Genomic DNA, 25104 nt, shown 5'->3' with positions numbered 1-25104 from the left:
CGGAAGTAGGAAACGGTCCCGAGCGGCCCGCCAATGGTTTACTATGATCTCAACTCCACCCCTCCGACTTCGAGATTCGCTCATGCGCTCGCTTCGCATCGGCAACGGCTGCGGCTTCTGGGGCGACAGTCTCGACGCGCCGGTTCGGCTCGCGGAGGCGGGGCAACTCGACTACCTCACGCTCGAATACCTCGCGGAACTGACCATGTCGATCCTCGCGCTGCAGAAGCAGCGTGACCCGAACGCGGGGTACGCCACCGACTTCGTCGACCTTTTGCCGCGGCTCGCGCCGATCTTGGAGCGGCAGCCGAATTTGAAGATCGTCACGAACGCCGGCGGGATGAACCCGCACGCCTGCGGCCGCAAGTGCGCTGCCCTGCTGCCGGGGCACCGCGTGGCCGTCGTCTCCGGCGACGACCTGATGCCGCGACTCGACGAGTTGCTTGCGGCCGGCCATTCGCTGGCCCACTTCGATACGGGTGAATCGGTGCAGACCATCCGCGGCAAGGTCGTGAGCGCGAACGCTTACCTCGGCTCGGCCCCCATCGCAGACGCGCTGCGACTCGGGGCGAACGTCGTCGTCACCGGCCGCGTGGCCGACGCCTGCCTGACCGTCGGCCCGCTCCTGCACGAGTTCGGCTGGACCAGCGACGACCAACTCGCGGCCGGCACCGTGGCCGGGCACCTGATCGAGTGCGGTGCCCAAGTGACGGGTGGCCTGTGGATGAACGCCGACGATTCGACCCGCCTCGAAGACGTGGGCTACCCAATCGCGGAGGTGCGCGAGGACGGCACGCTCACGATCACGAAGCCTACCGGCAGCGGCGGCGCGGTGAACCTCGAAACGGTGAGCGAACAACTGCTGTACGAGGTCGCGGACCCATCTCGGTACTTCACGCCGGACGTGGTGGCGGATTTTACAACCGTGCAACTTCGACAATCGGCCCCGGACGCCGTCGAAGTGACCGACAGTCGCGGTCGGCCGGCGACCGATTCTTACAAAGTGTCGCTCGCCTACCGCGACGGCTTTACCGCCGCCGGCACGCTCGTCTTCGCCGGCCCGCACGCGGTGCGGAACGCCCGCCGGAGTGGCGAGATTCTGCTCGCTCGGCTGAAGCAAGCCGGCATCGAGTGCGAGCATTCGCTGATCGAAGTGATCGGGGAAGGAAGTCCCGTGACGCTGCGGGTGGCCGTGCGCGACGCCCGGAAGTCGCACGTCGAGCGGTTTACGAAAGAGTTCGCCCCGCTCGTCACCAGCGGCTACGCCGGCACGACCGGCTACACCACCGGCCGGGCGAGCGTGCGGGAGGTGTTCGCGTACTGGCCGGCCCTGATCGCGAAAAGTGCCGTGACGCCGAAGGTGGAATTGCTGTAATTTTTCGCACCCCTTGACTCGCCGGGTAAAATGCGGCGTAACCCGGGGCGAAGTACCCGGTGAACTTGATAACACGCACCCTCGGCTGACGCCGTACCTCCTTCGCGGGAGTACATCGTTGGCCGAGGGTGTTTTCGTTTTCGGCCTACGGTCACGGGCAGGGTGGGCCTGCCGTGCGAACCTGTCGGCCAATCAAGTTCTCCTACCCCTGCCGGTTCCCCGGCCGGACGATTTCGAAGGAGTGAGTACCACCATGATGTTTGCCACGATTGACGCCGCGAATTTCGGTGGGTACGGCTGGCTCATTGCCGGAGCCGGGGCCGTGCTGGGCATCGTCGCCAGCATGTGGTCGAAGATCAAGGGCATCCTCTGGCGGTTCGTGAGCCTGTTCATCCAGCGGATCGAGATTCCGACCGAGTCCGCCCACGAGGCGGTGGTGGCGTACCTCATCGCCCACTACCAGCGGCTGCGGAACTACGACCGCATGTACGGCGCGAGCTGGGAGTACCAGCGCGACGGCCGGTACGGGCTGATCCCCTACGAACTGTTCGGCAGCCGGTCGCTCGTGTTCTGGAACGGCTGGGTGCCGTTCATCTACACGAACCAGATGGAAGCCAAGCACGCCAGCAACGGGAACAAGGGCGGCGGCGACACGCCGAGCGGCGTCTCGAAGGTGTACTCCACCGTCACGTTCATCCGCGGCACGCTGAACGTCGAGGAGATCATCAAGAGCGCGTGCATGGCCCGCAACAACCTGTCGTGGAGCGTCGAGGACGAAGAGGCGAAGAAGAAGAACCGCTTCAGCATCCACTTCGTCCCGCACCGCGGCACGCACGACGACGACAACAACAGCAGTTCGGACGGCCTCTCGTGGTTCCAACAAGGAGCGTACCGCCTGCTCGCGCACTCGCCGGACGAACTCGGCAAGGCCCGCACGCTCAACGGCAAGGCGCTCGACAACCTGATCTTCCCGCAAAAGGTCAAGGACCTGATCCGCGAGATCGAATTGTGGCGCAAGAGCAAGGACTGGTACATCGAGAAGGGCATCCCGTGGAAGCGTGGCTGGATGCTCTACGGCCCTCCCGGCACGGGGAAGACGGCGCTCGCCCGCGCGTTCGCCGAAGACCTGAACATGCCGATCTACGTGTACAACCTGGCCGAGATGAGCAACCACGATCTGACGAAGGCGTGGGCCGAGATGCAGGTGAACGTGCCGTGCATCGCGCTGCTGGAGGACATCGACAACGTCTTCCACGGCCGCGAGAACGTGGCCCGCAAGGGTGGCATGTTCTCGATGATGATGCCGGAGAAGAAGGACGACAACAACCGCGACTCCGGCCGCGGCGGCATGTTCGGTCCGCCGTTGACCTTCGACTGCCTGCTAAACTGCCTCGACGGCGTCGAACGGGCCGACGGCATCTTCACCGTCGTGACCACGAACGACATCACGAAGATCGACCCCGCCCTCGGCCAGCCGCGGAAGCTGCCGGACGGCACGAGCGAGTTCATCAGCACTCGCCCCGGCCGCGTGGACAAGGCCGTGGAGCTGACGTACATGGAGCCCGGCGACAAGAAGCGGATGGCGAAGCGCATCCTCGGTGCGTTCGAGAAGCCGTACCTGGAAATGCTGGCGTTCGTGGACAAGTACCCGGACCTGCAAGAAACGCCGGCCCAGTTCCAGGAACGGTGTGCTCAGATCGCGCTGCGGGCCTTCTGGAAGGACAAGTACGCGACCGTCGAGACGCAACCTACGGTGTCTGAGGTGGCGGAGGAACTGCTGCGGCCCTCGACAAACGGCGTGCATTAACAGCGATGGGCAAAGCCCAGGCACGGCCGTGCCTGGGCTTTTTCGCGCTTACAACCTCGCGCCCACAGGTTCGATCGTGAACGAAAATGCCTCCGCCGCCACCGACGCGGGCAGCACCAAATTCGCACGCTCGCGGCACGGGCTGTTGTCCACCGTGAACGAGCCGGCGAACTTCACGCCGAGGCCGTCCTTCGAGCGGTAGAGGATGACGTTCGTCGAGGCCCACGGCAGCGTGATGTGCGTCTGAGTCCCCGGTCCCAGGATGAGGTTGTCGGCCATCAACAGCACGCCGTCCACGGCCAGCGGCAGGCGGTGGCCGCTGACGAGTTCCAATCGGGCCGACGGGCTGATCGACACCGGTTGACGGAACAGAAACTGGCACGACGTGCCGAGCGTCACGCGGTCGCCACACTTCAGCAACGCCCGCTCGTGCGGCGAACCGTTCACGTGCAGGCCGCGGGTCGATTCCACCAAGTAGCCCTCGCCGTCGCGGGCCATCTCGGCGTGCATCCGCGACACATCGGCGAACAGCGGCACGTCGATCGGCGCGTCGGCCGTCGCTTGGCCGAACGTCACGCGGTTCGACAGGCACACGAGGTAGCCGCCGACGCCGTCGATCCACAGCAGGAACCGCTTCGGCATGCCGCCGGGGCCGGAACTGTGCCGCGACTCGGGCCGGAACGACGACGCCGGTCGGTGACCGTTGCCCGATTCGGCCGCCTTCGTCGGGGCATAAGCGAAGGCCGCGTGGTGCGGTTCGACGACGGCCATCAGCGGGACGATCTCGGCCGCGGCGTTCGGGTGGTAAGAGCCGGTAGCAGGCTTGAGGGCTTCCCACGCACGCAGCTGGATCGTGCGAGCTTCGCGGTGGTTCGGAGCGGCGGCGATCACCTCGGCGGCCCATCGACTCGCGTCGGCCCACTTGTTCGCCTCGGCCGCTTCGGACAAATTCGCCACGGCCATGCGATACCGTTCGTGCCGCCCTTCCAGTTGCTTCGCGAACAGGTCGAGGCCGGTCGTCGGGTTCATCACCATCCGCGTGCGAATCTTGTCCACGGCCGCCTGGGCCAACAGGAAGTCGCCGCGGTCGGCCATCTCGTGGGCCATCACCCAATCCTGGGCGAGTGCTTCCATTGTGTCCAGGTCGTGCCGCTGCGTGTGCCGGTCGCGGAGGCGGCCGACGACCGTGAGGACGTGCATCGGCTTCGCCGCTTCCAGCGCCGCCGCACACTCGGCCACGCCGATGCGCGTGAGGGCCGTGCGAAGTGTGGACACGCGGGCGTCGCCGGTGTTGAGTGCTTCCGCCGCGAGCAAATCCTTCCACGCGGCCTCGGCGTTGTCGGCCCGGTGCGACTTCTCGCCACGGGCAACGTAAGCCGCCGCCACGTCGCGGAGCAACCGACCGGCCTTGCGATACCCTTCGGCCGCGAGCGGTGCGAGCAGGCGGTGCGCCTCCTCGGGCCGACCGTTGCGGACGGCTTCCTTCGCGTGCCGGAATGTCAGCCAGGGGGACAACGGCATCAGGTGCATCGGGGGATGGGGTTCGGTTCCCGATGATTATAGCCGCACGCCGAGAGAAGTGTCAGCCGCGAAAAGCCCCGGCACGGTCGTGCCGGGGCGTTCGCCCAGAATCAGACCGCTTCGGTGATGTCGAAGCCCTTGCGGTACTCGCGGAAGAGCATCTCGTTCGCCTTCGCAAGGTTCTCGCCGCCGGAGAACTTCTCGGTCTTCGGGTCGATCGTTAGCTTCACGCCGACGAGACCCTTCGCCGTCGCTGTGTCCACCTTGTTGTCAACGAGGTGGTGTTTCATCCGCTCGAACCCTTCGTTCGCGGCCACGACGCCGTCGAACGACCGGATGTCATCGGCGATCGTACACGACTTGCCGAGGCGGTAGCTGATGTTGCCGAGGTGACAGAGAGCGGCGCTCAGGTGGCCCTGCTCCACGTCGCAGTTCAGGTCGGTGTGCTTCCGACTGCGGACTGCCTTCACGAAGTTGTCGAAGTGCGACTGGTCGCCGCCGCCCTTGAACTCCTTGACCTTCTGGCCGTCCGGCGTGAACGCGGTGCCGCTGCTGTAGCTCGGGCACACGACGTAGCCCTTCTCACCGAACCAAATGTTGCCGACCTTCGCCCCCATGTAGTCCTTCGTGCCCAGGCCGCGGACTTCGAAGATGATGTGCGCGCCGGGGTACTCGTACAGGTTGAGTTGCGTGTTCGGCGTTTCGCCGTCGTCCACGTAGCCGAAGCGACCGCCGACGCTGACCACGCTGGTCGGCAGGCCGGGAAGGTTCAGCCCCCAGCGGGCCTTGTCGGCCTCGTGAACGCCCTGGTTGCCGAAGTCGCCGTTGCCGTACTCCCAGGTCCAGTGCCAGTCGTAGTGGACGGTCCCGTTGCCGGTCTTGCGGTGCGGGGCCAGGACGTGGGCAGGCCCACACCAGAGGTCGTAGTCCATCGTCTTCGGCGGCTCTTGATCGCCGCTCACCTTGCCGATGCTGTTGCGGGGCTTGTAGCAGGTGCCGTAGGCGAGGCTCACCTTGCCAATGTTGCCGTCGTGGATGTACTTGATCGCCTCGCGCATCCCGGCGGTGCTACGGCTCTGCGTGCCGACCTGACAAATGCGATTGTACTTGCGGGCGGCCTGCGTCATGAGGCGGCCTTCGTGGACGTTGTGCGTGGCCGGCTTCTCGCAGTACACGTCCTTACCAGCCCGCATCGCCCACACGGCGGCGAGCGCGTGCCAGTGGTTCGGCGTGGCGACCGAGATGATGTCGATCGACTTGTCTTCCATCACCTTGCGGATGTCTTTGACGTACTTCGGCGCGGCCCCTTGCGTGTCGGTGATCTTCTTCATCGCCGGGCCGATGACGGCTTCGTCGCAGTCGCAAACGGTGGTGATTTCGCAGTTCGCGTTCTTGCTCAGGAAGCCGCCGACGTGGCTCATGCCCCGGCCCCGGACGCCGATGACAGCGACCTTCAGGCGCTCGTTGGCCGAGCCGGTCTTTTCGGCTTTCGTTTCCGGATCGGCGGCGGTCAACGGGGTGCCGGCCGCGACGGCGGCGGAAAGGATGGCCGAGCGTTGGAGGAAGTCTCGACGATTGAACGGGTTCATCAGCAACTCCTTGTACGGGTGCTTCCCGGGAAGAGGAATAAAGGCGGGTGGGACTGGTTAAGAGTGTATCCGAACGAGGGGGGTAGGGTCAACGATGCAAAACCTCGGGTAGTGGCTCGGTTTGAAATCTGATCCGGTTTTTGAGAATCATTTTAATTTCGGCCATGCCTTGTTTCCTCCACCGACGTGGAGAGCGATGAAGAGGAAGATGGTTCCCACGAACCCGAGTATCGCCGCGCCGACACTGACCCCGGCGTAGACGTTCAACGTGAAGATCATGAGGGCGGTCACTGCGTACCCGTAGAACCCCCATCGCTTCCATTGGAACAGGGCAGCAACGCAGATCGCGGCAAGAACGGATATGACCGCGAACGGCCATCCCACCCAGTCCGGAAAGTCGGGAACCGAACCTCGTCGAATGGATGTTAGAAGAAACGGACTGGTGACGGCGGAAATGACATTTCCGATTAGTAGCCACCAGAGCATGAATGACAGAAACGGGTGGCGGGACTGGGCGTCGGCTTCCATCACTTCCTCTTCACGGCGTACGTCGGTCGATCAACTCGACCAGTTCTTCGAACGACCAGACGTGGTCGGTGACGTGGGCTTTCAACGCGGGCGGCATCCGCAACGTCTGGTGGCGGGTGATGAAGTTGTACACGAAGAAGTGCAGCGCGACCGAGTGTTCCAGGTTTTCGAGCTTCTTCGAGAAGGCGTTCGTCAGGCGGGTAAACCGGCGGTTCCGCAAAACCTCGGCCCGCCGTTCCGTCACTCTTGACACCGTCGGACGGGCGGTGATACAAGTCGGCGATGATCGCACGAAGTAGCGAACCCCTGCGGGCGTGGTTCCAGTTCTGGGACCTTGCGGCGACGGCCCTGGCGTGGCTGGCCGCCGACTTCGTGCGGTTGCGCTCTGGGTGGGTGCCAATCACCGCCCCGGACACGCCGGAATTCGAACTGTGCGTCGGCCAACTGCCGCTGGTCACGATCCTCGGCATCGTGGCCTACCGCGTCTCGCAAATGTACGACGTGACGCGGCTGTCCCGCTTCCGCGAAGAACTTTACCACGTTGCGAAGGGCGTCGGCTTCCTGACGCTCCTGATCGTGGCGATCACGTTCGCGATGCAATCCCCTTACCGGCCGCGGGCGGTCTTCGCCCTGTTCACGCCGTTCACGATCGTCGGCATCGTCCTCGCCCGGCGACTCTCGTGGTTCGCCCTCGGCCGCCTGCGGGCACGCGGGTACAACCAGAGTCACGCCCTCATCGTCGGCACCGGACGCTTGGCCCGCACCACGGCCCGCACGCTGGAGTCGGCCGCGTGGATGGGCATTCAGACCGTCGCCTACGTTGACGACGAACCCGACCAACCCCGCATGAACCTGCCCGTCGTCGGCCCGTTCGCCGACCTGCCGCGGTTGGTGGCGGAAATGCACATCGAGCACGTCTTCATCGCGCTGCCGATGAACCGCTACGGTGACGTGCGGCGGGTGTTCGACGCCCTCTCGCAAACGACCGTGGAAATGCGGCTGATCGCCGACGCCCCAGCGATGTCAGCCCTGTCGCTGACGACTACGAACCTGAACGGTATGACCGTCCTCGGCCTCCGCGAGAACCGCCATTTCGGGGCGAACGTCGCGATCAAGCGGGTCATGGACTTCACCCTCGCGCTCGTCGGCCTCGTCGTACTGTCGCCGGTGTTGGCGCTCATCGCGCTGCTCGTCAAACTCTCCAGCAAGGGTCCGGTCTTGTACCGTCAAGAGCGGTGTTCGCTGGACGGCCGGCGGTTCCAGATGTTGAAGTTCCGTTCGATGCGGCCCGACTCGGAAGCCAAGACCGGGGCCGTGTGGACGGCCAAGAACGACCCCCGCTGCACGCGGATCGGCGCGATCATTCGCAAAACGAACCTGGACGAACTGCCGCAGTTGTTCAACGTGCTGTGGGGCGACATGAGCCTCGTCGGCCCGCGGCCGGAACGGCCGGTGTTCGTCGATCAGTTCAAAAAGACGATCCCGAACTACATGGCCCGCCACGCGGTGAAGGCCGGTCTGACCGGTTGGGCCCAAGTCAACGGCTGGCGCGGCAACTCGTCCCTCCGCCGCCGCATTCAATTCGACCTCTACTACATCACGCACTGGAACCCGTTCTTCGACCTGCGGATCATGGTCCTCACGCTGGTGACGATGGTCCTGAAGAAGCAGAAGCACGCATATTAACAGTTTCAAGTTTCAGAGTTTCGGGTTCCAACTTTGTGAACCTGAAACTCTGAAACTTGAAACTAGTCTCATTTCTGCAAGATCGGCAAATAATTGTTCGGCAGTTGCAAGACGATGCACGCCATCGCGGTGGCGTAGGCGGCCCCGTGGCCGGGGTCAGTCCAACTGCCCTGGTTACCGAGTCGAAAGCGCGTCAGGAGTTCGTCACGGATGGCCGGGAACCACTCGGTCCAGTGGTTGCCGCCGGCGGTCCACATCGCAAGGGCGGCGTAGTAGTGGGCGTAATAGAAGTACCGCTCGGTGAAGAAGTCGCGGACGCCCCGCTGGTTGGGAATGAACCGCGTCAGGTATTTCAGGCCGCGGTCGATGTTCTCGCCGTCGTAGATGCCGGCCGAGAACAGGCCGACGACGGCCGCGGCCGACCGGGCGAACGCGGACCCGAGGTGCGTCTCGTTGCGGATGTAGCAGAAGCCGCCGTCTGGGAGTTGGCACGCCTTGATGTACCCGACCGCGGCGTCCACCGTGGACTTCGGCACGAACACGCCGGCGTTGCGGGCCGCCCGCAGGGCCATCAGTTGGGCCACCGTCACCGACACGTCACTCTCGCTCGGCCGCGGGTCGTACCGCCAGCCACCGAGTTTGTTCTGCGAGTCGATGATGAGGCGGATCGCCTTCTCCAACGCTTCACGAAGCCGCAGTTGTCGTGCGGCCGTCGGCAACATGCCGTAGAGTTCGGCGAGGAATAGCGTGGCGAACCCGTGCTGGTACATGCCGCCGCCCTGTCCGAAGCCGCCCTCGCCGGAGTTCAGGTAGCCGGCCGGCGAATTCGAGGCCGCCCGGGCGACGAGGTAGTCCATCGCCCGGCTGACGGTCCGTCCGTACTGCCCGCGGCCGGGGTGGTGTCCGCCGGCCATGAGGGCGAGCGCGGCGAGGCCGGTGATGGCCGCGTTCGGAATGCCGCTGTCGGTGAAGGAGCCGTCGGCCGACTGCGTGCGGTGCAGGAACGCCAGCCCGCGGTCGATGGCGGCTTGTGTCTCGCTGGTGATGAAGTCTGCCGCTGGGCTGGCATCCTGGGCGTGACCGATCATCGCGGCCGCCCCGCCCGTCGCTCCGAGGGCGGCGATGCGAAGGGCTTGTCGGCGGGTGAGAGAAGTCTGCGTCACTGCTTCCCCTTCTTTTCCTTCTCCGCGAGCGTGGAGAAGTAGTCCGGGAGAAGGTCCTTGTACCGCGAGTTGTACTGCTCGCGGAAGAACTGCATCATCCGCTGGCGGGGCTGCTCCGGCAGGTGGCCCCAGAAGTCTTTCGCGATCGTCTCGGCCAACGGCAGCGTCGGCGTCGCCTTGCCGCTACCGCCGGGCTGGTTGCCGCCTTGCGGCCCCATCGGGCTGCCGCCCATCGGTTGCCCCTTCTCGTCCGGCTTCGCCCCCATTGGCATCGGTTGTTCGCCGGTGCCGCCCTTCTCAGGCATCGGCTGCATGGGGCGTTCGCGACCGCTGCCAGTCCGTGGGGAACCGCCGCGCGGCTGCGACTGCCCCGACCCGCCGCCCATCGGCTTGTTCGATTGCCCACCGCCCATCGGCTTGTTCGACTTCCCGCCTTCTCCGCCTCCGCCCATCGGTTTGTTCGATTGCCCGCCACCACCACCTCCGTCCGGGGGCGGTGGTTGTTGCGACGGGTCGTTGCTCATCGGCGGGGGCGGTGAGTTTTGCAACAGGTCGATCAGCTTGTCGAGGTCTTGTTTCAACTTCGCCTGATCGCGGCGGGTGGCATCGCCAGTGTCCTGGTCGCCGAGTTTCTCGCCGACGCCCTTCGCGTTCTTGCCGATGCGGTCGGCGAGTTTCGCCACGTCGTCGGCCTCGTCTTCCTTCGGCACGTCGTCTTCTTTCGCCGGAACCGACGGTAACACGACGGCCGGCAGCAGCGGTGGCACGATGGCAAACGCCGCAGACGCCGCCAGCAAGGAGAGGGCGGAAGTCAGAAAAAATCGCGTCACGGTTGGCCTCCCCCGATTTGTTCTTGCAGCAGCGGCAGCAGTTGTTCCAGCAACTCCGCGATGTCCTTCTGGGCCTTCTCGATCTCTTGCAACTCGTCCTTGTCGTCGTCGGTCAACTTGTCGCGGTCCGGGTGGTCCGTGGCAAACGTCTGCGTCCGCTCGTTGATTTCCTTCTGCCAGTCGCGGAGCGCCTTCAGTTGTGCGATCGGCGGAACACCGGTCGGTTGTTGACCGCCCTCGCCCGGTGGCTTGGCCGCGCCGCCCGCCGGCATCGGCTTCGGGGCGGGCTTCTTGTCGTCTTCCTTCAGCGCGTTGACGATCTGCTCCAACCGCCGTAAGGCCACCCGCATCGGCCGGCGAGTCTGGTCATCGGCGGCCTTCTCGGATTCCGCGTCGAAGGCGGCCGGGTCGGCGAAGACGATCTCGTCCTTCCGCTCGGCGATCCGCTCACCGGCCTTTTGCATCTGGTCGGCGGCCTGCCGCAGCATGAGGCCGAACACCTTCAAGTCCTCGGCCTTCGCCTTCGCGAACTTGCGAACCTCCTCGGCCAGCGCCTTCTCGCGCTCGCCGAGCGAGGCGAGACTCGCCTGCAACGGCCGTTCCCACTTCTTCGCCTTCAGGGCGGCCGCGGTGAGGCGCTCGGACTCTTCGACGGCCGCCTTCTGCTTTTCGAGGAACGTCTTGAACTGCTCGGCGAACTGCTCCCGCTGCTCGCGTTCGAGCTTCTCCTGCTCCTTCGGTTGCTCCTTGTCGAGTTCTTGCTTCGCGTTCTCCAGCCGTTCGAGGGCGTCGTCCGGCTTCGCCTTCGGGTCGCGGCCCTCGGCGAGTTCGTCGCGGGCTTGCTCCATCTCCTTCGCCGCCCGGCGGAGTTGCTCGGCGGCGTCGGCCGCGCCTTCACGGTCGAGCTTCCGCGAAAGTTGCTCCGTCTCCCGCCGCAGCGTTTCCTGCTCGTCGGCGAGCTTCCGAAGCTCGGCCGCCTTCGCGTCGGCGTCCTTCGTCTCGCCGGCCTTGTCAGCCTTCTTCGCGAGTTCGTCCTGCTGGTCGGCGAGTTGGTTCACGCGGTTCGAGGCGTCCTTCCGCTTCTTCCGCAACTCGTCAATGTCGTCCTTCTTCTCCGCGAGGTCGGCGGTCATCTTCTCCAGGCGGTCAGCCGCGCTCTGAGCGGCGGCGTTGGCCTCGCTGCCGCGGTTGTTCCGCTGGGCCTCGGCCGCTTTGCGAAGGTCGTCCGCGATGGCCTGACGGCCGGCCTCCTTGGCGGCCTTCTCCAGCGTGTCCGCCTCGGCGGCCGCTTTCGCGGCCGCGTCCTTCAAATCGGCGGCCTCCGCACTCGCGGCGTTGGCCTTCGCGGTCGCGACCTTCTGCGCCTCGGACCCGGCGGGTGCGTTCTTCGCGTCGGTAGCAACCTGCTTCGCCTCTTGCTCCTTCGCGTCGGCGGCCGCCTGGAGTTTACCGGCCTCTTGCCGCTTCTCCTCCGCGACACGGTCGGCCTTCGAGATCAGCTTTCCGGCCTGCTCGGCCGCTTTATCCAAGCTGTCGCCGAGCTTTTCGAGGGAAGCCCGATCGCCGGCGGGAAGCTGGTCCGCCGGCTTGCCCGTCGGCAACCGTTGGGCGGCCTTCTGGGCATCTCCTGCCGTCTTCGCGACTTGATCTTTCAACTGCCGGGCGTCGCCGCGAACCTCGGCGGCGGCGGCCCACTGTTCCAACTCCTCGGCCGCGGCCGCAAGTTTATCGAGGACCGCCTGCTGCCCCTTCGCCGCCTTTGCGAGCGCGTCGGCCGCCTTCGCGTCCGCCTGCTTCGCGGCGGCCAATTGCGACTCGACCTCTGGCAAATGCTGGTCTTCCAGTGCGGCCAAGTTGCGGGCAACGGCCTCGGCCCGCTGGGTGGCCGGCGACTTCGGCAGATCGTTCGCCTTCGCCACGTCGCGCAACTTCTCGGCCTTCGCTCGAAGCCCGTCGCGCGGGTCGCCGAGCAAACCGCGGAGTTGTCGTTGTGCCTGCTCCGCCTGAGTCAACTTCTCCTGACCGGCGGCGTTCGGCGCCCCGCCCGGCGGCGTCTCCTTGCGAGCCTGTTCGGTCTTGCCGGCGGCGTCTTTCTGGGTCGCGGTGGCCCGCGCCAAGTCCGGCCGCATCGCGGCGAGTTGCTTTTGCAGGAAGGCAGTCAGCGACGCTTCCGACAGCACGCGAATCTCGACCTCGCCGCTGCGACCGGGTTGTTTCGCGAGGGTGTAGTCGTCCCAATCGGTGGCGGCCGCGCGGAGCGTGACAACGTCACCGTCGGCCGGCGGCTGACTGTTCGGCTTGCGGAAGGTCGCCAGCGGCAGCGATCGCTGAGCCTCCAGCGCCGGCGGTTGCCCGTCGGCCTCCGCGAGTGGCAGTTCGACCCAATGGCTGTCGTTCACCTTGAATTCGAGCACCAACCGGCGGAGGGCGTAGGTGCGGTCGTCGGCCCGCGCGTGCAGCGGGACGGTGGCAGTCGGCACGAGCAAGAGCGCGTCCGGGCCGGGAACGGGGCGGACGAGCGTGACGGCCGGGGTTGGGTCGGGGAAGGTGCGGACATCGAGCTTTTGCACGCCGGTCAGCCCGGCGGCATCGGTGAACCGCAGCGAGTACAGGCCGGACCGCGGCGGGATGAAGTCGGCGTCGAGGTGCTGCGATTCCGGCCCCCCAATTGTCACGGGAACGTCGGCCGCGAACTGTTCGCTGATCTGCGGTGCGGCGAGGGCAGCGAACGGGTTCTGCGCCCCGACGGCAGCGACGGCGTGGGCGAACGGCAGGCCGGGCAGTTCTCCCTCGGGGTGCAGCGTCGCCCGCACGATGGGCCGGTCGGTGGCCGCCTTCAGGCGTACGCGCGTGCCAGCGACGGTTTCGATGCCGCCGGACCCGTCTGGCAGTTCGGTCGGCCGCTGCCGCGTGTACGGCTGGTACGTCAGTCGAATTTGCGGCGACGGCCGGCCGTTGAGCAGCGTCAACCGCGGCGGCACGGCGACAGTGACAGCGTGCCACCCGGTGTCGGCGTCGTTCGCGGTGATGCGGAATTCGAAGTCGCGCGAGACGCGGTCCGGCAGCAGTTGCACCGCGGCCGAGGATTCGGCTTCTCCCGGCAACGCGAGGTGTTCATCGGCCGGCGGACTGCCGATGAGCTTCACGGACAGAACCGCTTCGGGCGGCAACACACCCTTGACCGTGAAGCGGAGGGGGAAGGGGTCACCCTTCGCCAACAGTTGCGGAAACTCGCTCAGTTCAATCCGCGTCTTCGGCGGCCACGGGTGGTCGCCGAACGGGTCGAACAACCGCCCGGCCGCGACCGACGCCCGGCCGATGTCCGGCAGTGTCAGCAGGCCGAGCATCAAGAACGTGCCCAGCACGGCGAACAGCGACCGCCAGACGCGACCGGTCGGCACGACGGCCCCGAGATCGTGCCGACCGGCCATGCGCTCGGCCCGCTTGACGACCGCCCGGCGGAACTTCGCCGCCGACCGGTCGCCGTCATCGCGTTCCTGGAACGAGGCGGCACTGGCAAGGGCGTCGTTAAACTCCGGGTATCGGTGTTCGATGAACTGCGCGACCGCGACCGCCCCCGTCGGCGTCCGCGCCGCCTGCCGCACGCCGCGGAGGTAGAAGCTGATCGCCAACCCCAGGCCCGCCGCCAGCGCGAGGGCACGCACACCGCCCGACAGGTGCAGCCACGCATCGAGAACGCCCGCCGTGCCGACGAACAAGCCGACGAACGCGACCAGCGTGAACAGCCCCGCGGCCATCAGTGCCAGCCGCCGCATTCGTCCGAGGCCGCTCAGCCGCTGGTTCAGCGGGACGACTTCATCCGGCGGCCGAAGGACGAACGACATGGGGAACTCCGCACAAGGATGACCCGCCCATCATAACAACCGCTCGCGCTTCCGCAAAATCCACTCACATCCTAACAGAAGCAGCAGTAACGCGAACGTAACGGCGTGGTTCCACACCGGCAGCGGGGGGCACGGCTGGTTCAGCGGCAGGCGGGCCACTTCGGGCAGGTCGTCGAGCAACTTGTCGGCGTCGGCGAAGGTGTAGAACTTGCCGCGGGACTCGGCGGCGGCCCGCGTCAGGTCGTTCTTGTTCATCTCTAGGCGGTCGAGTTCACCCGGCGGCGGCAGCACCCTGGCCTCGGCCTTCGGCTTCAGGCCGGTCGGGGCGGGGTCGGTCAGTTGGAAGCGGTACTCCCCGACCGGCGTGCGGGTCAGTGTCGCCTCGTAGCTCGCCCGGCTGCCGCGGACCTTGGCCAGCGTGAGCGTCTGCGTCTCGCTGTCGCCGGTGATGACGCGGCCCGAACCGTCTCGTAAGGGGCTGCGCTCGACGCCGACCTTCACCGCCCCGACCGGCGGTGCCGCGTCGTCGGGGAACTGCACCGTCACCCGAATCGGTTCGTCGCGGCGGTAGCCAGTCTGCTTGTCGGTCTTCAGTTCCACCCGGCGGACGCGGTTGCGAGCCAGCACCGTGATCGCCTGCCGCCAGAAGCGGTTGAACTGCTCCTCGTCTTTGCGAAACCGCCACCGCCACGTCTCGTCGAAGCCGAGGAACAGCACGCGGCCGGCCCCCGCGAACTGCTGCAACACCAGTGGGTGCTTCTCGCCGGGGTCGTCCTCCGCCGGCCGGTCGGGGTGCGTGGCGAGTACCTCGGCGGTGTCCTTCTTCACGTACCCCGACGCCACCCAGAACAACGGCTTGAGCCGCTGCCAGACGGCGGCACTCTCCGTCTCGTTCGCGGCGAACCGGAAGATCGGGTGCGAGACGCCGACCGGCGTCAGCCGCGGCTGGTAACCGACCGCAACCGGGGTTTCCTCCGAAGTGGGCCGCGGGGCGTCACCGCCCTTCGTCCGGGCAACGGGCAGCATGTCGGCGAGCGGCGTGTCGAAGAACAACTGCGGCGCGGCCTGTTCGCCCGCGATCACGATAAGGCCGCCGCCCTTCTGCTTGACGAACTCCGCGAGGTCTTGCAGGCGTTGCGTCGGGCGGTCGAGTCGCTTCGGGTCAACGTCGCCGAGGATGACCACGTCGTAGTCGAAGAGTTCGTTCCGCGTCGGGAACCCACGGAGAGCACTGCGGTCGGTCGTCGCGTGGTCGGCGGAGGCGTCCAGCAACAGCGTGTGAATCTCGACCGCCTTCTCGCGGCGGCCCGGTTCGACCTCGCGTTCGAGCAGTACCTTCACGAAGCGGAACTCGTACCGCGGCGACCCGTCCACGAACAGCACGCGGAGTTTGCGGTTCTCAGTGACGACGATCTGCCGCTCGATTTTATTGTTCGCCGTCTCAACCTCGCCGGGCTGCGGCGGGACTTCGATCACGTAGCTCCGCTCGCCGAGTTCGCTCGGCACGTGCTTCAGGCGGAACGTCACCGGCTTCCCGGCCGCGTCCGGTTTGATCGTCACCTCGTCGCGCGGTTCGAGCCGGTCGCCCACCTTTTCGGAGAGTGTCACGCGAACCGCCTGCGGCACGCCGATGCCCTTCGCGGTCAGGCGGCCCTCGAACACCAACTCGTCGTTCCGGGCGATCACGTCGTCGGACCGCAGATCGCCGACGGCCAGGTCGAGGGCGTCCTTCGCGTCGCCGAGGCCGACGAGGTAGAGCGGCACGTCGGCCCGCGCAGCCGCGCGGGCGGCGCGCGGCAGGTCGTCGCCGGCCGTGGTCTGGCCATCGGTCAGCACGATGACGGCCGCCAGCGACCCGCCGCGGAACGACTTCAGCACCGCCCCCACGCCGTCGCCGAGGCGGCTCTCCTCGCCGGTCGCTTCCAGCGGCGCGATTGCGTCGCTCACGCCCTTTTGCTCGCCGCTCTCGTTGATGGTGCCGACGAGGCGGGCTTGTTCCGCCAGTGAGTAAACGTGAACCTTCAGCTTCCGCTCGTCCACCAGCCGCGTGAGCCAGTCGCCGTCGGGGCGGGTGAACAGCCACTTCGCCAACTGAATGCGCTGCGGCCGGTCGAGGCCGGGCAGTTTCGCCAGCGATTCGATCTTCGCCCGCACGGCCGGGTCTTGCGGGTCGTCCACCGTGGCCATACTCGCGGACGTATCGATGAGCACGGCCACGTCCGGCCAGCCCTCGCGGTCGAACGCCAGCCGCAGTTGCGGCAGCACGAGGAAAATCACCAGCCAGTACGCCGACAGCCGCAACAGGGCGGGCAGGATCACGCGGCGAGTACCCGTGGTGGCCCGGCGTTCGTAGCCGTAGAAGACGACCACGATCAGCAGCGCGAACCCGGCCAGCCCCCATTGAATTTGCTGATCGAGCCGGGCGTTCGGACTGAACGCGGGACTCTGTTCCAGCCGCCACCGGGTGCCCTCGCCAGGCCCGGCCGACGGCACACCCGCGGTTCGCTCGACCGCTTGCCGCCACTCGTCCGGCAGGAAGCCGAGGAGTTCGCCCGTCCACCAGGAATGCACCAGCGTGAACAACACCGCCGCGGCCGCGACCAGCAGCACGACGGCGAACAGTTTGAAGACGCCGCCGAACGCCGAGGGTTGGGGCGTCGCGTCGCCGCGGATGCCGACCGCGATGCGGGCCGGGCCGAGTCGCCACGCCAGCCACAGTTCGAACGCGAGCGCGAGGAAGCCGACGGTGACGAACCAGCGGGCGAGCATCGGGCCGTGCGGCCGGGCGGCGGTGACGACGGTCGTGCCGCTGTCGTCGTGGATCGCGACTTCGCCCGGATCGTGGATGACCTGCACCGACGGGTGAACGCCCTTGATCGTGGCCGGGTTCAGCCGCCGCAGGTCGGACTCGCTGCCGCCGCCGGGCGTGGCGTCGGGGATGTTCACGGCCACGAACTTCGACGGCCGGCCCGCGACCTCGAAGCGGTACAGCCCGGCCGCGTGCGTGTCGGCGAAGCGGGCCACACCGCCCTCGTCCGTGGCGACGACCGCCGCGCTTTCCACCGCCCCGGCCGGGCCGACCAGTTTCGCCGTCAGGCCGACGGTCGCCGGCGGCAGGTACTCTTCGACCGACTCGCCGACGCGAACCGACTGCCGTTCCGGGTTCGTGGCGGCGAAACGGAGCAGTTCGCCGGCGAACACCGGGTACGTCGGCAGAATCGGCCAGTCGTTCCAGTCGCGGTTGAAGGTGCTGGTGTAGACTATCACGCGCCCACGGTGGCGGCTCCACTCGACGACGGCCGGTTCCGGCTTTCGGTTGCTCGCCTTCGCGCCTTCGGCCGGGGCGAACGAGAGAATCCGCCGGCCGCGGCCGATCGGCAGTTCGAGGCGAACGTACTTCGCGAACGGCACGGCCGTCAGCCCGGCCCGCGCGTTCACGTCTTGGAACTCGGCGGCCAGCGGCGGCTGGCGGAAAGCCGCGTCGTCGCCGACGAGGCGGAAGCCGGGGTCGTCGGGGCCGGTCGTGCTGACGACGGGGCCGAGTTTGCCCGGCAGCATCCCCTTGCCGTCGTCGAAGAGGACGCGGTTGTAGTGCTCGGCGTTCGCGGCCGCCCGTGCGCCCAGGCCGAAGACGACGCCGCCGCCGCGCTTCAGCACCGCGTCGAGGCGGGCGACCTGCGACGGCGTGAACGTCGGCACGTCGCACAGGAAGACGCAATCGACGGCCGACAGGTCGGAGAGCGTCGCGTCAGTGAACTCTTCCAGGCTGATGACCTTCGGCCGCCCCGGGTGGCCGGGCCGCGGCTTGCCGCCCGGGGCGATGGCGTCCGCGAGCGATTCCGTCGCCCGTTGCAACGGCACGCTCGACGGCTTGCCGTTCACCAGCACGCACGGCAGCCCGTCGCGGACTTCGAAGCTCATCGACCGCGAATCGTCGGCCGGCAGGTCGTCCGGCTCGACGATCCTCACTTGCACCGCGTGCGTCCCGGCCGTGCGGAAGCGGGCCGCTTCCGGCAGCGTGAACCGCACCGGCGTGGCCTCGTTCGGCGGAAGCTGCTCGACCACTTGCTGCTCGACGGACACCAGCGACGCCTCGCCACCGTTCTCGGCGGGCCGGCCGAGAAGCAACTCGACGCGGACCTTCTGCCGGGCGGTCTTGCCGAAGTGCTGCACGACGGCCGTGACCGAGAGCGTGTCGTTCACCAGCGGCAGCGGGTCGGAGGTCGTCAGCGACGTGACGGCCGTGTTCTCGGTGTCGTCCTTCGCGCAATCGACGACGGCCAGGTCGCCGCGGGCGGTGAGCTTCGTCCACACTTCCGGCGGCGGGGCGTCGGCCTTCGGCAACAGGCCGCCCCACGCCACGGCTTGCAGGTCGGTGAAGAGCATGACCTGCCGTCGCAAGTACGACCGCGGCGACCGGGCGAGGGCGTCGTTGACGGCGGCCAATCCGGCGGCGAGGTCACTCGGGCCGTGCGTCGGCTTCAGGGCGTGCAGTTCCGCGAGAACCTTTTCCGCGTCGTTCGACGGCCCCGGCACCACCGGCACCGTCTGCGGCCCGAGGGCGATGAGCGTGAACCCGTCGCCGGCGTTCGCCGCGTGGACCGCGGCCTCGGCCTTCTCGACGGCCACCTCGAACCGACTCCGCTGATCGACGCGGGCCGACATGCTCAGCGACAAATCGACGACGAGGATGTGGTGTGTCCGTGGGGCGTTGGCAATCGTCTCCGGCGCACCGGGCGTGATCGCCTGCCAGAATGGCTCGGCCCACGGCGTGGCGGCCGTCATGCCGATCAGCGGCATGAGCACCGCGAGGACGCGGAGGGCGAGCAGCAGCCAGCGGTCGATGCGGCGGGTGGACTTTTTCTTCGCGGCGCTGAGGAACCGCATGGCGGCCCACTCGACGACGCGGAACCGCTGGCGGAACAGCAGGTGGATGAGCACCGGCACGGCCACGGCGGCGGCGAACGCCCCGGCGGCCACGACAGGAACGGACAACGACGCGAACAGTGTGAGGGAGTACGGCACGATGCAATTGTACCGATGGGTCTGTCGCCGTCAGAGGCAAAGTCGCGGCACGTGCCTCCCGGCCCTGTCCTGAGAATGATTGCCAGGGACGCCACCTCTTCGGCCGTGATCTAACGAACCGGTAAGATGACCCATCCTGATCTCGATCAATCCGAGCGTGTCATGCACCCGCAACTGAAAGTCGCCGTCGCCCGCCACACCCTTCAGTTGGCCGATGCGGACGATCTGATCGACGCCGCTCATGCGGCCCTGGACGAAGCCATTTATTCTTACAGCCTGGGCGAGTTGGCCACGCAAGCTGAGCCGTCTCCCAGCGACTCGGACCGATGGTTCCGGGCTGCCGTGCAAGAACTTGGACTGCGTGTGCCCGGTCGAGACGAGTGCATCTCCATACTGATTCAAGACGCCGTCACGCGAATCGTCGAAGGGGCGGAGCCGCCGGCGAGCGTCGTCGAGCGGTTATACGCCGACTATGTGGGCTTGAACTACGCGAACGAGCTACGGGACTGGGCCAAACATCAGTACGCGATCGAAGAAAGAAGGGCGTACACGGCGGAACCCATGTTCCATATGCCCCTCGTCTGGCCGGAGGAACCGAGCGACTTGCTTGCGGACATCGTTCGGCACGCATGGGAATGGGGCCGCAAGCGGTGGGCTTGGGTCATCCCGCCCGACTGGAGAACATCGGCCGTGGTCGGCCTCGCGGCGGCGATTCGCGAAGAGAAGGCGTTCGACCGGCTGCCGATCCTCGCCGACGCGCTGCAAGACGCCGGGTGCGAAGACGCCGACATCCTCGACCACCTCTGCTACTCACGCCCGCACGTCACTTGCTGCTGGGTTGTCGAACTTCTCTTGGAACCGCGACCATAACGCTTTCGCGGTCACGCTGCCTCGCCGTCCGGGGGCGGGGCGTCGGAGCGTTCGTACTCTTCCAGTTTTTTGTGCAGAGTGTTGCGGTTGATGCCGAGGCGGTCGGCGGCGGTGATCTTCACGTTGCCGCAGATGCGCATCATCTGGTTGATGAGTTCCCGCTCCAGGCCGCCGACCAGGAAGTCGTATAGCTTCGTCCCCTGCGGCAGCGGCGACTGCACGCCGGCCTTCACCAGCGTGCGGATCAGCGAGCCGACGTCGGTGCCGGCACTTCCCTTCGCGGAGCGCAACACCGTGCGCGGGCGGTCCAGCCGCAAGTGCTCGGCCTTCAGGTGGCCGTTGTCAGAGAGGACGATCAGCCGCTCGATCGTGTTCTCCAACTCGCGGACGTTACCGGGCCAGTCGTGGGCTTTCAACGCCGTCATCACCTCCGAGGTCATTTCGGGGGCCGTCATCTTGTTCGCCTCGGCGTACCGCCTCAAGAAGAATCGCGCCAGCGGTTCGATGTCTTCGCGCCGCTCCCGCAACGAGGGGAGCGAGATCGGCACGACGTTGAGCCGGTAGTACAAGTCCTCGCGGAAGTGGCCCTGCTCGACGAGTTCTTCCAGCGAAGCGTTCGTCGCGGCGATTACGCGCACGTCCACGCGGATGGTCTTACTCTCGCCGACGCGCTCGAACTCGCGCTCCTGCAACACGCGCAACAACTTCACCTGAAGTTTCGGCGACATGCTGTTGATTTCGTCGAGGAAGATCGTGCCGAGGTGCGCGGCTTCGAAGCGGCCGGTCTTGTTCTCGATCGCCCCGGTGAACGCCCCCTTCACGTGGCCGAAGAGTTCGCTCTCCAACAGGTTCTCGTGAAGTGCCCCGCAGTTGACGCGGATGTACGGACCGTCGGCGCGGCGGCTCGATTTGTGAACCGCGCGGGCGATCACTTCTTTCCCGGTGCCGGTCTCGCCGATCAGCAAGACCGTCGCCGTTCGCGGCGAGGCCAACTGTACGAGGCGATACACGTCCTGCATGGCCGTCGCGTTCCCGATGATGTCCGGGAACGGCGGCACGACTGACTCATTATTCGGCATCAGTGGGTCACTTCCGGGAGAGGAAGTATCGGGATGCCTGGCAACTCCTGGAGAGGTTGCTTTATATTAGCCTCGGGTGCCAGAAAAATCCACAGCAGTCGCAATAAATATGAGCAGACGCGCGGGAGAGGCTGAAACCGCACTGCTCTAGTCAACAAAAATTTCTTCGCGAAATGAATCGCTGGCGGTATCGTCATCGTGGTAATGGGACCGGACGCACTGGCTCTGTTGGTCGATCGCCACGCGGCAGCGCTGACGCTGTACGCCCGCCAGTGGTGCGGGTCGGCGGAGGATGTCGTTCAGACGGCGTTCCTGAAACTGGTCCGCCAGCGCACGATGCCGGAGAACGTCGCCGCGTGGTTGTTCCGGGTCGTGCGGAACGCGGCCATCGACGCCGGGCGGGCGGCACGACGGCGGCAGAAGTACGAGACGCAGGCCGCCTCGGAAGCGCCGCTCTGGTTCGTGCCGACGGAAGACCCGACCGGGCTGGACGCCCGCACCGCGGCGGCGGCCCTCGGCCAACTGCCCGACGAGATTCGCGAGATCATGGTCGCCCACCTGTGGGGCGGCTTGACGTTCGAACAGATTGCCGAGATGGTCGGCGGCAGCGCGAGCACCTGTTACCGCCGCTTCGCTCTCGGCCTCGACCTCCTTCGTGACAAGTTAGGTGTGAAAAAATGTCCGCCCCGAACGACCCCGACCCGCTGACCGACTCGGCGCTGTGTACCGGCGACCCGCTCGCCCACGCGCTCAGCCACCTGGAGCCGATGCCGACGACCCTCGGCCGCGATCAACTGATGTTCGCTGCGGGAGCCGCCGGCCGCGACCGCGACGTGGCCTTCTGGAAGCGCATCGTCTATGGGCAGACCGCGGCCGCGTGCCTGGTGGTCGGCGTCGGCCTCACGATGTTCTCGCTGCCCGAAACTGCGCCCGCCAACCGTCCCTCGGACGCGAGCATGGCAGCCACTCAACCCGCCCCGAGGCCGCCGCAACCGATGGCAGAAGCCGTCGTGCGGACTTCGCCGCCGCGCGAGGAAACCGGCGACTCCGCGAAGCTCGCGCAGTATTTGCAACTGCGGTCCAACGTCCTCGCCGGCGGCATCAACGTACTGCCGAACCCGAACGCCCCGGCCGCGAACCTGGACGTCGGGAAGTTGGAAGATTCGTTGAAATTGCCGCGAGGCACCTTCGCCATTTACGGCCCGCCCGCCAAGCCAAAACCGCCCACCGACGACCAGTGAGACTCGCCATGAAGTCGCTCCTCCCGTTCGCTTTCCTCGCGTTCTTGTTCGTGCCCGCGTCGAACGGTCAGCCGCCCGTCAAGGACGGCGGTCCCGCTAACCCGCGCGAGCCGGACCCGTCGCTCTGGACAACGAAGCTCACGATTTCCCCCACCCCGGCCCCCAAGCCGGCACTGAAGTACGAACTCTTGCCACCGGCCCGCGACCGCTCGCCCGGCAACGCCGCCCTCGGCTATCAGCGGGCCTGGGTCATCCGCCCCGCCCGGCCGAAGGACGCGAAGGAGGCCCAAGAGCAAAATGACCTCCTCGACCAGTGGGGGCAACTTCCCGTCGAACAACTGTCGACCGGGAAGATGGCCGCGTTTCTCCAGGCCTACGACGACATGCTCAAGGAAGTGGACGACGCCGCGCGGCGGGGGAGTTGCGACTGGCAGACGGAGAAGTTGAAGGCCCAGGACATTTCCCGGATTCTGCCGTCGGTGCAGGGGCACCGCGAGTTGCAACACATCTTGTCGTTGAAGTGCCGGATGGAACTCGGCGAGAAGAAATTCCCGGAGGCGTTCCGCACGCTCCAGACCGGCTTCCAGCTGGGCAAGCACGTCGGCGAGGGGTCGACGCTCATTGAGTCCCTCGTCGGCCTGTCGCTGACGGCGGTCATGATCGGCCGGGCCGAAGACTGGATCGGCCGGCCCGACGCGCCAAACTTGTACTGGTCGTTCACGACGCTGCCGCGGCCGTTCATTAACCCTCGGCCGGGCCTGGACGGCGAGACGCGGTTCCAGGAATTATACCTGCCCTCGCTGAAGGACCTGGAGCGTGGGCCGGTGTCGGAGGAAGTGGCGAGCAACGCGGTGGCGAACTGGATGAAGAGTCTGGCCGGGGGTACGCCCGGGGAACTCGGTGGGCTGGAATCGCTGGCCCAGAACGTCACCGTCGCCGCAATGATGGCCGCCCAAGGGCCGGGGGCGAAGAAAGACCTACTCGCCCGCGGTCTGGCCAAGAAGGACGTGGACGCGATGCCGACCACCCAGGCGGTTCTGCTGCGGAACGTGTACGGCCACCGCGACCTGTGGGACGAGCAGGTGAAGTTGTTCGGCCTGCCGGCGTATCAAGCCCGACCGGAGGTCGAGAAGATCGAACAGCAAATCAAGACGACGAAGGCCGCCGCGAAGAACGACCCGTTCCTCACAATGATGACGCTGATCTACCCGGCGGTGCAGAAGGTCTACTTCTCGCACGCCCGCCTGGAGCGACGGTTCGCCCTCATCCGCGCGCTAGAAGCGGTGCGGTTGCAAATCGCCTTCGACGGCAAGGTTCCGGCAACGCTCGCCAATGTGACGATCGTGCCGGTGCCGGACGACCCGTTCACCGGGAAGCCGTTCGAGTACACGGCAAAAGAGGGCGGGTTCACGCTAACGGCCCCGCGGCTGAAGGCAGACCAGCCGAACGCGGGCGAGCACGTCTACGAGGTGACGGTGCGGAAGTGATCCGGGCGAGCCGAGGACCGTAAGGTGCCGGGTGAATGTCGCTGATACTCACCCGGCACCTTACGGTCCTCGGCTCGCCAATCGTCTACAGTCGCACGATCTCCGCCGGCGGCACGCCCCGCAGGCTCGTGTCCGCGATGAACAGGTGGCCCGCGTAGAGCGAATCGGCCCGCTGATCGCCCGGCATTCCTTCCGTCGCGGTCGTGAGAATCAACTTCACCCCGCCGTCGCGCTCGCACAGCAGCGGGCAGGTCACGCGCGGCGAACCCGGCGTCTGCCATTGTTCGAGACGCTCGCCGGTGTCCAGGCAGTACCGCTCGGCCACGCCGTTCCCGCCGCGACTGCCGTTGAAGAACGCGATCACCACCGTGCCGTCGCCGGCGTCGCACATGCCGTCTGGGTAAGCCTCGTGCAGTCGCAGGTCGATGGCGATTCCCGCGTCGGTCAGCGTGCGGGCGTTCACGTCCAGGTGGTAGCGTGTCACGACCTTCCGCGGCGTGTCGATGTCGAACAGGGTCCGCCCGCCATCGGCGAAGACCTTGCCGTTCGAACACGTCTGCCCCTCGGCCAGCACGGTCAGCCGGTGGTCGGGGAGCGTGAACAGGTACAGATGGGCGATCGGGTCCGCGAAGTTCACATCCTTGGTGCCGAAGACGATGGCCCGTCCACCGGGGACGATTTCGCCGTCGTTGATGATCGTCCGCGGGTTGTCGTCGGGCAGTTTCACGAACGGCGTCCAGAGGCCATTCGTCAGGTTGAGTGTGCCGACAGCCTTCTCTAGCCCGACGAGGACCGTGTCCGGCGCGTCGGTCGGGAACACGAAGCCGGGGCGAGCGGGCAGTTTCCACCGGCGGCGTTCGCCGGTGCCGAAGAAGAAGGCGTGGACCGCCCCACGAGGCGAGTCGGCGGCCGTCTGGATGTTCACCCAAATGATGGCCGGCCGGCCGAACAGCGACATCGTCCGCGGCCCTTCCGGCAGGAACTTGTCTTCCTCCACGTCGCCGGCCACCAAGAGCCGGGCCGAATTCGTGATCATCGCCACCCCCCGTCCGTACCGT

At 66.7% G+C, this 25104-nt stretch carries 16 protein-coding genes and 1 pseudogene; 7 read left to right on the top strand and 10 right to left on the bottom strand.

Annotation, left to right across the window (positions count from 1 at the left end; genetic code table 11):
• Positions 1 to 82 precede the first annotated feature (82 nt).
• Both PX52LOC_RS09690 and PX52LOC_RS09685 read left to right on the top strand, forming a co-directional pair.
• The gene (locus PX52LOC_RS09690) at positions 83 to 1375 is read left to right on the top strand and encodes an acyclic terpene utilization AtuA family protein (protein WP_149109909.1); all 1293 of its coding nucleotides are present in this window, start codon (positions 83 to 85) and stop codon (positions 1373 to 1375) included.
• A 253-nt stretch (positions 1376 to 1628) separates the two neighbouring features.
• Positions 1629 to 3182: an AAA family ATPase gene (locus PX52LOC_RS09685; protein ID WP_149109908.1), complete on the top strand. Its 1554-nt coding sequence runs from the start codon at positions 1629 to 1631 to the stop codon at positions 3180 to 3182.
• A 48-nt stretch (positions 3183 to 3230) separates the two neighbouring features.
• Here PX52LOC_RS09685 and PX52LOC_RS09680 read toward each other — a convergent pair whose 3' ends face one another.
• From PX52LOC_RS09680 to PX52LOC_RS09665, 4 genes and pseudogenes are all read right to left on the bottom strand, one after another.
• Positions 3231 to 4703, bottom strand: coding sequence for an FHA domain-containing protein (locus PX52LOC_RS09680; protein WP_149109907.1), 1473 nt, complete (start codon positions 4701 to 4703; stop codon positions 3231 to 3233).
• A gap of 110 nt (positions 4704 to 4813) precedes the next feature.
• On the bottom strand, positions 4814 to 6292 hold the full coding sequence (locus PX52LOC_RS09675) for a Gfo/Idh/MocA family protein (protein ID WP_149109906.1): 1479 nt from the start codon (positions 6290 to 6292) through the stop codon (positions 4814 to 4816).
• A gap of 147 nt (positions 6293 to 6439) precedes the next feature.
• Positions 6440 to 6820, bottom strand: a complete 381-nt coding sequence (locus tag PX52LOC_RS09670; protein ID WP_149109905.1) for a hypothetical protein — start codon at positions 6818 to 6820, stop codon at positions 6440 to 6442.
• 10 nt (positions 6821 to 6830) lie between these two features.
• Positions 6831 to 7031, bottom strand: a pseudogene (locus PX52LOC_RS09665) (IS1 family transposase); the annotation flags it as partial.
• A 71-nt stretch (positions 7032 to 7102) separates the two neighbouring features.
• Between PX52LOC_RS09665 and PX52LOC_RS09660 the strand changes: the two are divergent.
• Complete coding sequence (locus PX52LOC_RS09660) at positions 7103 to 8506, top strand: undecaprenyl-phosphate glucose phosphotransferase (protein ID WP_149109903.1); 1404 nt, start codon at positions 7103 to 7105, stop codon at positions 8504 to 8506.
• Positions 8507 to 8574: 68 nt separating this feature from the next.
• Here PX52LOC_RS09660 and PX52LOC_RS09655 read toward each other — a convergent pair whose 3' ends face one another.
• From PX52LOC_RS09655 to PX52LOC_RS09640, 4 genes are read right to left on the bottom strand one after another with little or no spacing between them, the layout of a single operon-like run.
• Entirely contained in the window at positions 8575 to 9669 is a 1095-nt protein-coding gene (locus tag PX52LOC_RS09655) for a prenyltransferase/squalene oxidase repeat-containing protein (RefSeq protein ID WP_149109902.1), read from the bottom strand.
• A complete protein-coding gene (locus tag PX52LOC_RS09650; RefSeq protein ID WP_149109901.1) occupies positions 9666 to 10499 on the bottom strand; it encodes a hypothetical protein in 834 nt (277 codons plus the stop codon). The genes PX52LOC_RS09655 and PX52LOC_RS09650 overlap by 4 nt, the downstream gene beginning before the upstream one ends.
• The gene (locus PX52LOC_RS09645; RefSeq protein WP_149109900.1) at positions 10496 to 14344 is read right to left on the bottom strand and encodes a hypothetical protein; all 3849 of its coding nucleotides are present in this window, start codon (positions 14342 to 14344) and stop codon (positions 10496 to 10498) included. Before PX52LOC_RS09645 ends, PX52LOC_RS09650 begins: the two co-directional genes overlap by 4 nt.
• Before the next feature lie 30 nt (positions 14345 to 14374).
• Positions 14375 to 19369, bottom strand: a complete 4995-nt coding sequence (locus PX52LOC_RS09640; protein ID WP_149109899.1) for a VWA domain-containing protein — start codon at positions 19367 to 19369, stop codon at positions 14375 to 14377.
• A gap of 162 nt (positions 19370 to 19531) precedes the next feature.
• Between PX52LOC_RS09640 and PX52LOC_RS09635 the strand changes: the two genes are divergently transcribed.
• The gene (locus PX52LOC_RS09635) at positions 19532 to 20239 is read left to right on the top strand and encodes a hypothetical protein (RefSeq protein ID WP_149109898.1); all 708 of its coding nucleotides are present in this window, start codon (positions 19532 to 19534) and stop codon (positions 20237 to 20239) included.
• An 11-nt stretch (positions 20240 to 20250) separates the two neighbouring features.
• Here the strand turns inward: PX52LOC_RS09635 and PX52LOC_RS09630 are convergent, their stop codons facing one another.
• Positions 20251 to 21318 (bottom strand): sigma-54 interaction domain-containing protein, encoded by a 1068-nt coding sequence (locus PX52LOC_RS09630; RefSeq protein WP_149109897.1) that lies wholly within the window; start codon positions 21316 to 21318, stop codon positions 20251 to 20253.
• Between the two features lie 204 nt (positions 21319 to 21522).
• Here PX52LOC_RS09630 and PX52LOC_RS09625 point away from each other — a divergent pair, with 204 nt between their 5' ends.
• The 3 genes from PX52LOC_RS09625 to PX52LOC_RS09615 are packed head-to-tail and all read left to right on the top strand — an operon-like array spanning position 21523 to position 24046.
• Positions 21523 to 22026, top strand: a complete 504-nt coding sequence (locus PX52LOC_RS09625) for an RNA polymerase sigma factor (protein ID WP_149109896.1) — start codon at positions 21523 to 21525, stop codon at positions 22024 to 22026.
• Positions 21996 to 22559 carry a hypothetical protein gene (locus tag PX52LOC_RS09620; RefSeq protein ID WP_149109895.1) on the top strand — a complete coding sequence of 188 codons (564 nt, stop codon included), beginning with the start codon at positions 21996 to 21998 and terminating at the stop codon, positions 22557 to 22559. Before PX52LOC_RS09625 ends, PX52LOC_RS09620 begins: the two co-directional genes overlap by 31 nt.
• An 8-nt stretch (positions 22560 to 22567) precedes the next feature.
• The gene (locus PX52LOC_RS09615) at positions 22568 to 24046 is read left to right on the top strand and encodes a hypothetical protein (RefSeq protein ID WP_149109894.1); all 1479 of its coding nucleotides are present in this window, start codon (positions 22568 to 22570) and stop codon (positions 24044 to 24046) included.
• Positions 24047 to 24131: 85 nt separating this feature from the next.
• On the opposite strand, the gene PX52LOC_RS09610 is transcribed toward PX52LOC_RS09615, so the two are convergent.
• Positions 24132 to 25082 carry an SMP-30/gluconolactonase/LRE family protein gene (locus PX52LOC_RS09610; protein ID WP_149109893.1) on the bottom strand — a complete coding sequence of 317 codons (951 nt, stop codon included), beginning with the start codon at positions 25080 to 25082 and terminating at the stop codon, positions 24132 to 24134.
• Positions 25083 to 25104 lie beyond the last annotated feature (22 nt).

The organism is Limnoglobus roseus, from assembly GCF_008254045.1.
Taxonomy (GTDB): Bacteria; Planctomycetota; Planctomycetia; order Gemmatales; family Gemmataceae; genus Limnoglobus; species Limnoglobus roseus.
Note: the sequence above shows the minus strand (reverse complement) of the source record. Positions and strands in the feature narration are given on the sequence as shown.

Coding starts and splice junctions, on each gene's coding strand:
- PX52LOC_RS09675 (WP_149109906.1), bottom strand. CDS start 6,292: ATGAACCCGTTCAATCGTCGAGACTTCCTCCAACGCTCGGCCATCCTT.
- PX52LOC_RS09620 (WP_149109895.1), top strand. CDS start 21,996: ATGTCCGCCCCGAACGACCCCGACCCGCTGACCGACTCGGCGCTGTGT.
- PX52LOC_RS09660 (WP_149109903.1), top strand. CDS start 7,103: ATGATCGCACGAAGTAGCGAACCCCTGCGGGCGTGGTTCCAGTTCTGG.
- PX52LOC_RS09615 (WP_149109894.1), top strand. CDS start 22,568: ATGAAGTCGCTCCTCCCGTTCGCTTTCCTCGCGTTCTTGTTCGTGCCC.
- PX52LOC_RS09690 (WP_149109909.1), top strand. CDS start 83: ATGCGCTCGCTTCGCATCGGCAACGGCTGCGGCTTCTGGGGCGACAGT.
- PX52LOC_RS09635 (WP_149109898.1), top strand. CDS start 19,532: ATGCACCCGCAACTGAAAGTCGCCGTCGCCCGCCACACCCTTCAGTTG.
- PX52LOC_RS09625 (WP_149109896.1), top strand. CDS start 21,523: ATGGGACCGGACGCACTGGCTCTGTTGGTCGATCGCCACGCGGCAGCG.
- PX52LOC_RS09670 (WP_149109905.1), bottom strand. CDS start 6,820: ATGGAAGCCGACGCCCAGTCCCGCCACCCGTTTCTGTCATTCATGCTC.
- PX52LOC_RS09680 (WP_149109907.1), bottom strand. CDS start 4,703: ATGCCGTTGTCCCCCTGGCTGACATTCCGGCACGCGAAGGAAGCCGTC.
- PX52LOC_RS09630 (WP_149109897.1), bottom strand. CDS start 21,318: ATGCCGAATAATGAGTCAGTCGTGCCGCCGTTCCCGGACATCATCGGG.
- PX52LOC_RS09645 (WP_149109900.1), bottom strand. CDS start 14,344: ATGTCGTTCGTCCTTCGGCCGCCGGATGAAGTCGTCCCGCTGAACCAG.
- PX52LOC_RS09610 (WP_149109893.1), bottom strand. CDS start 25,082: ATGATCACGAATTCGGCCCGGCTCTTGGTGGCCGGCGACGTGGAGGAA.
- PX52LOC_RS09685 (WP_149109908.1), top strand. CDS start 1,629: ATGATGTTTGCCACGATTGACGCCGCGAATTTCGGTGGGTACGGCTGG.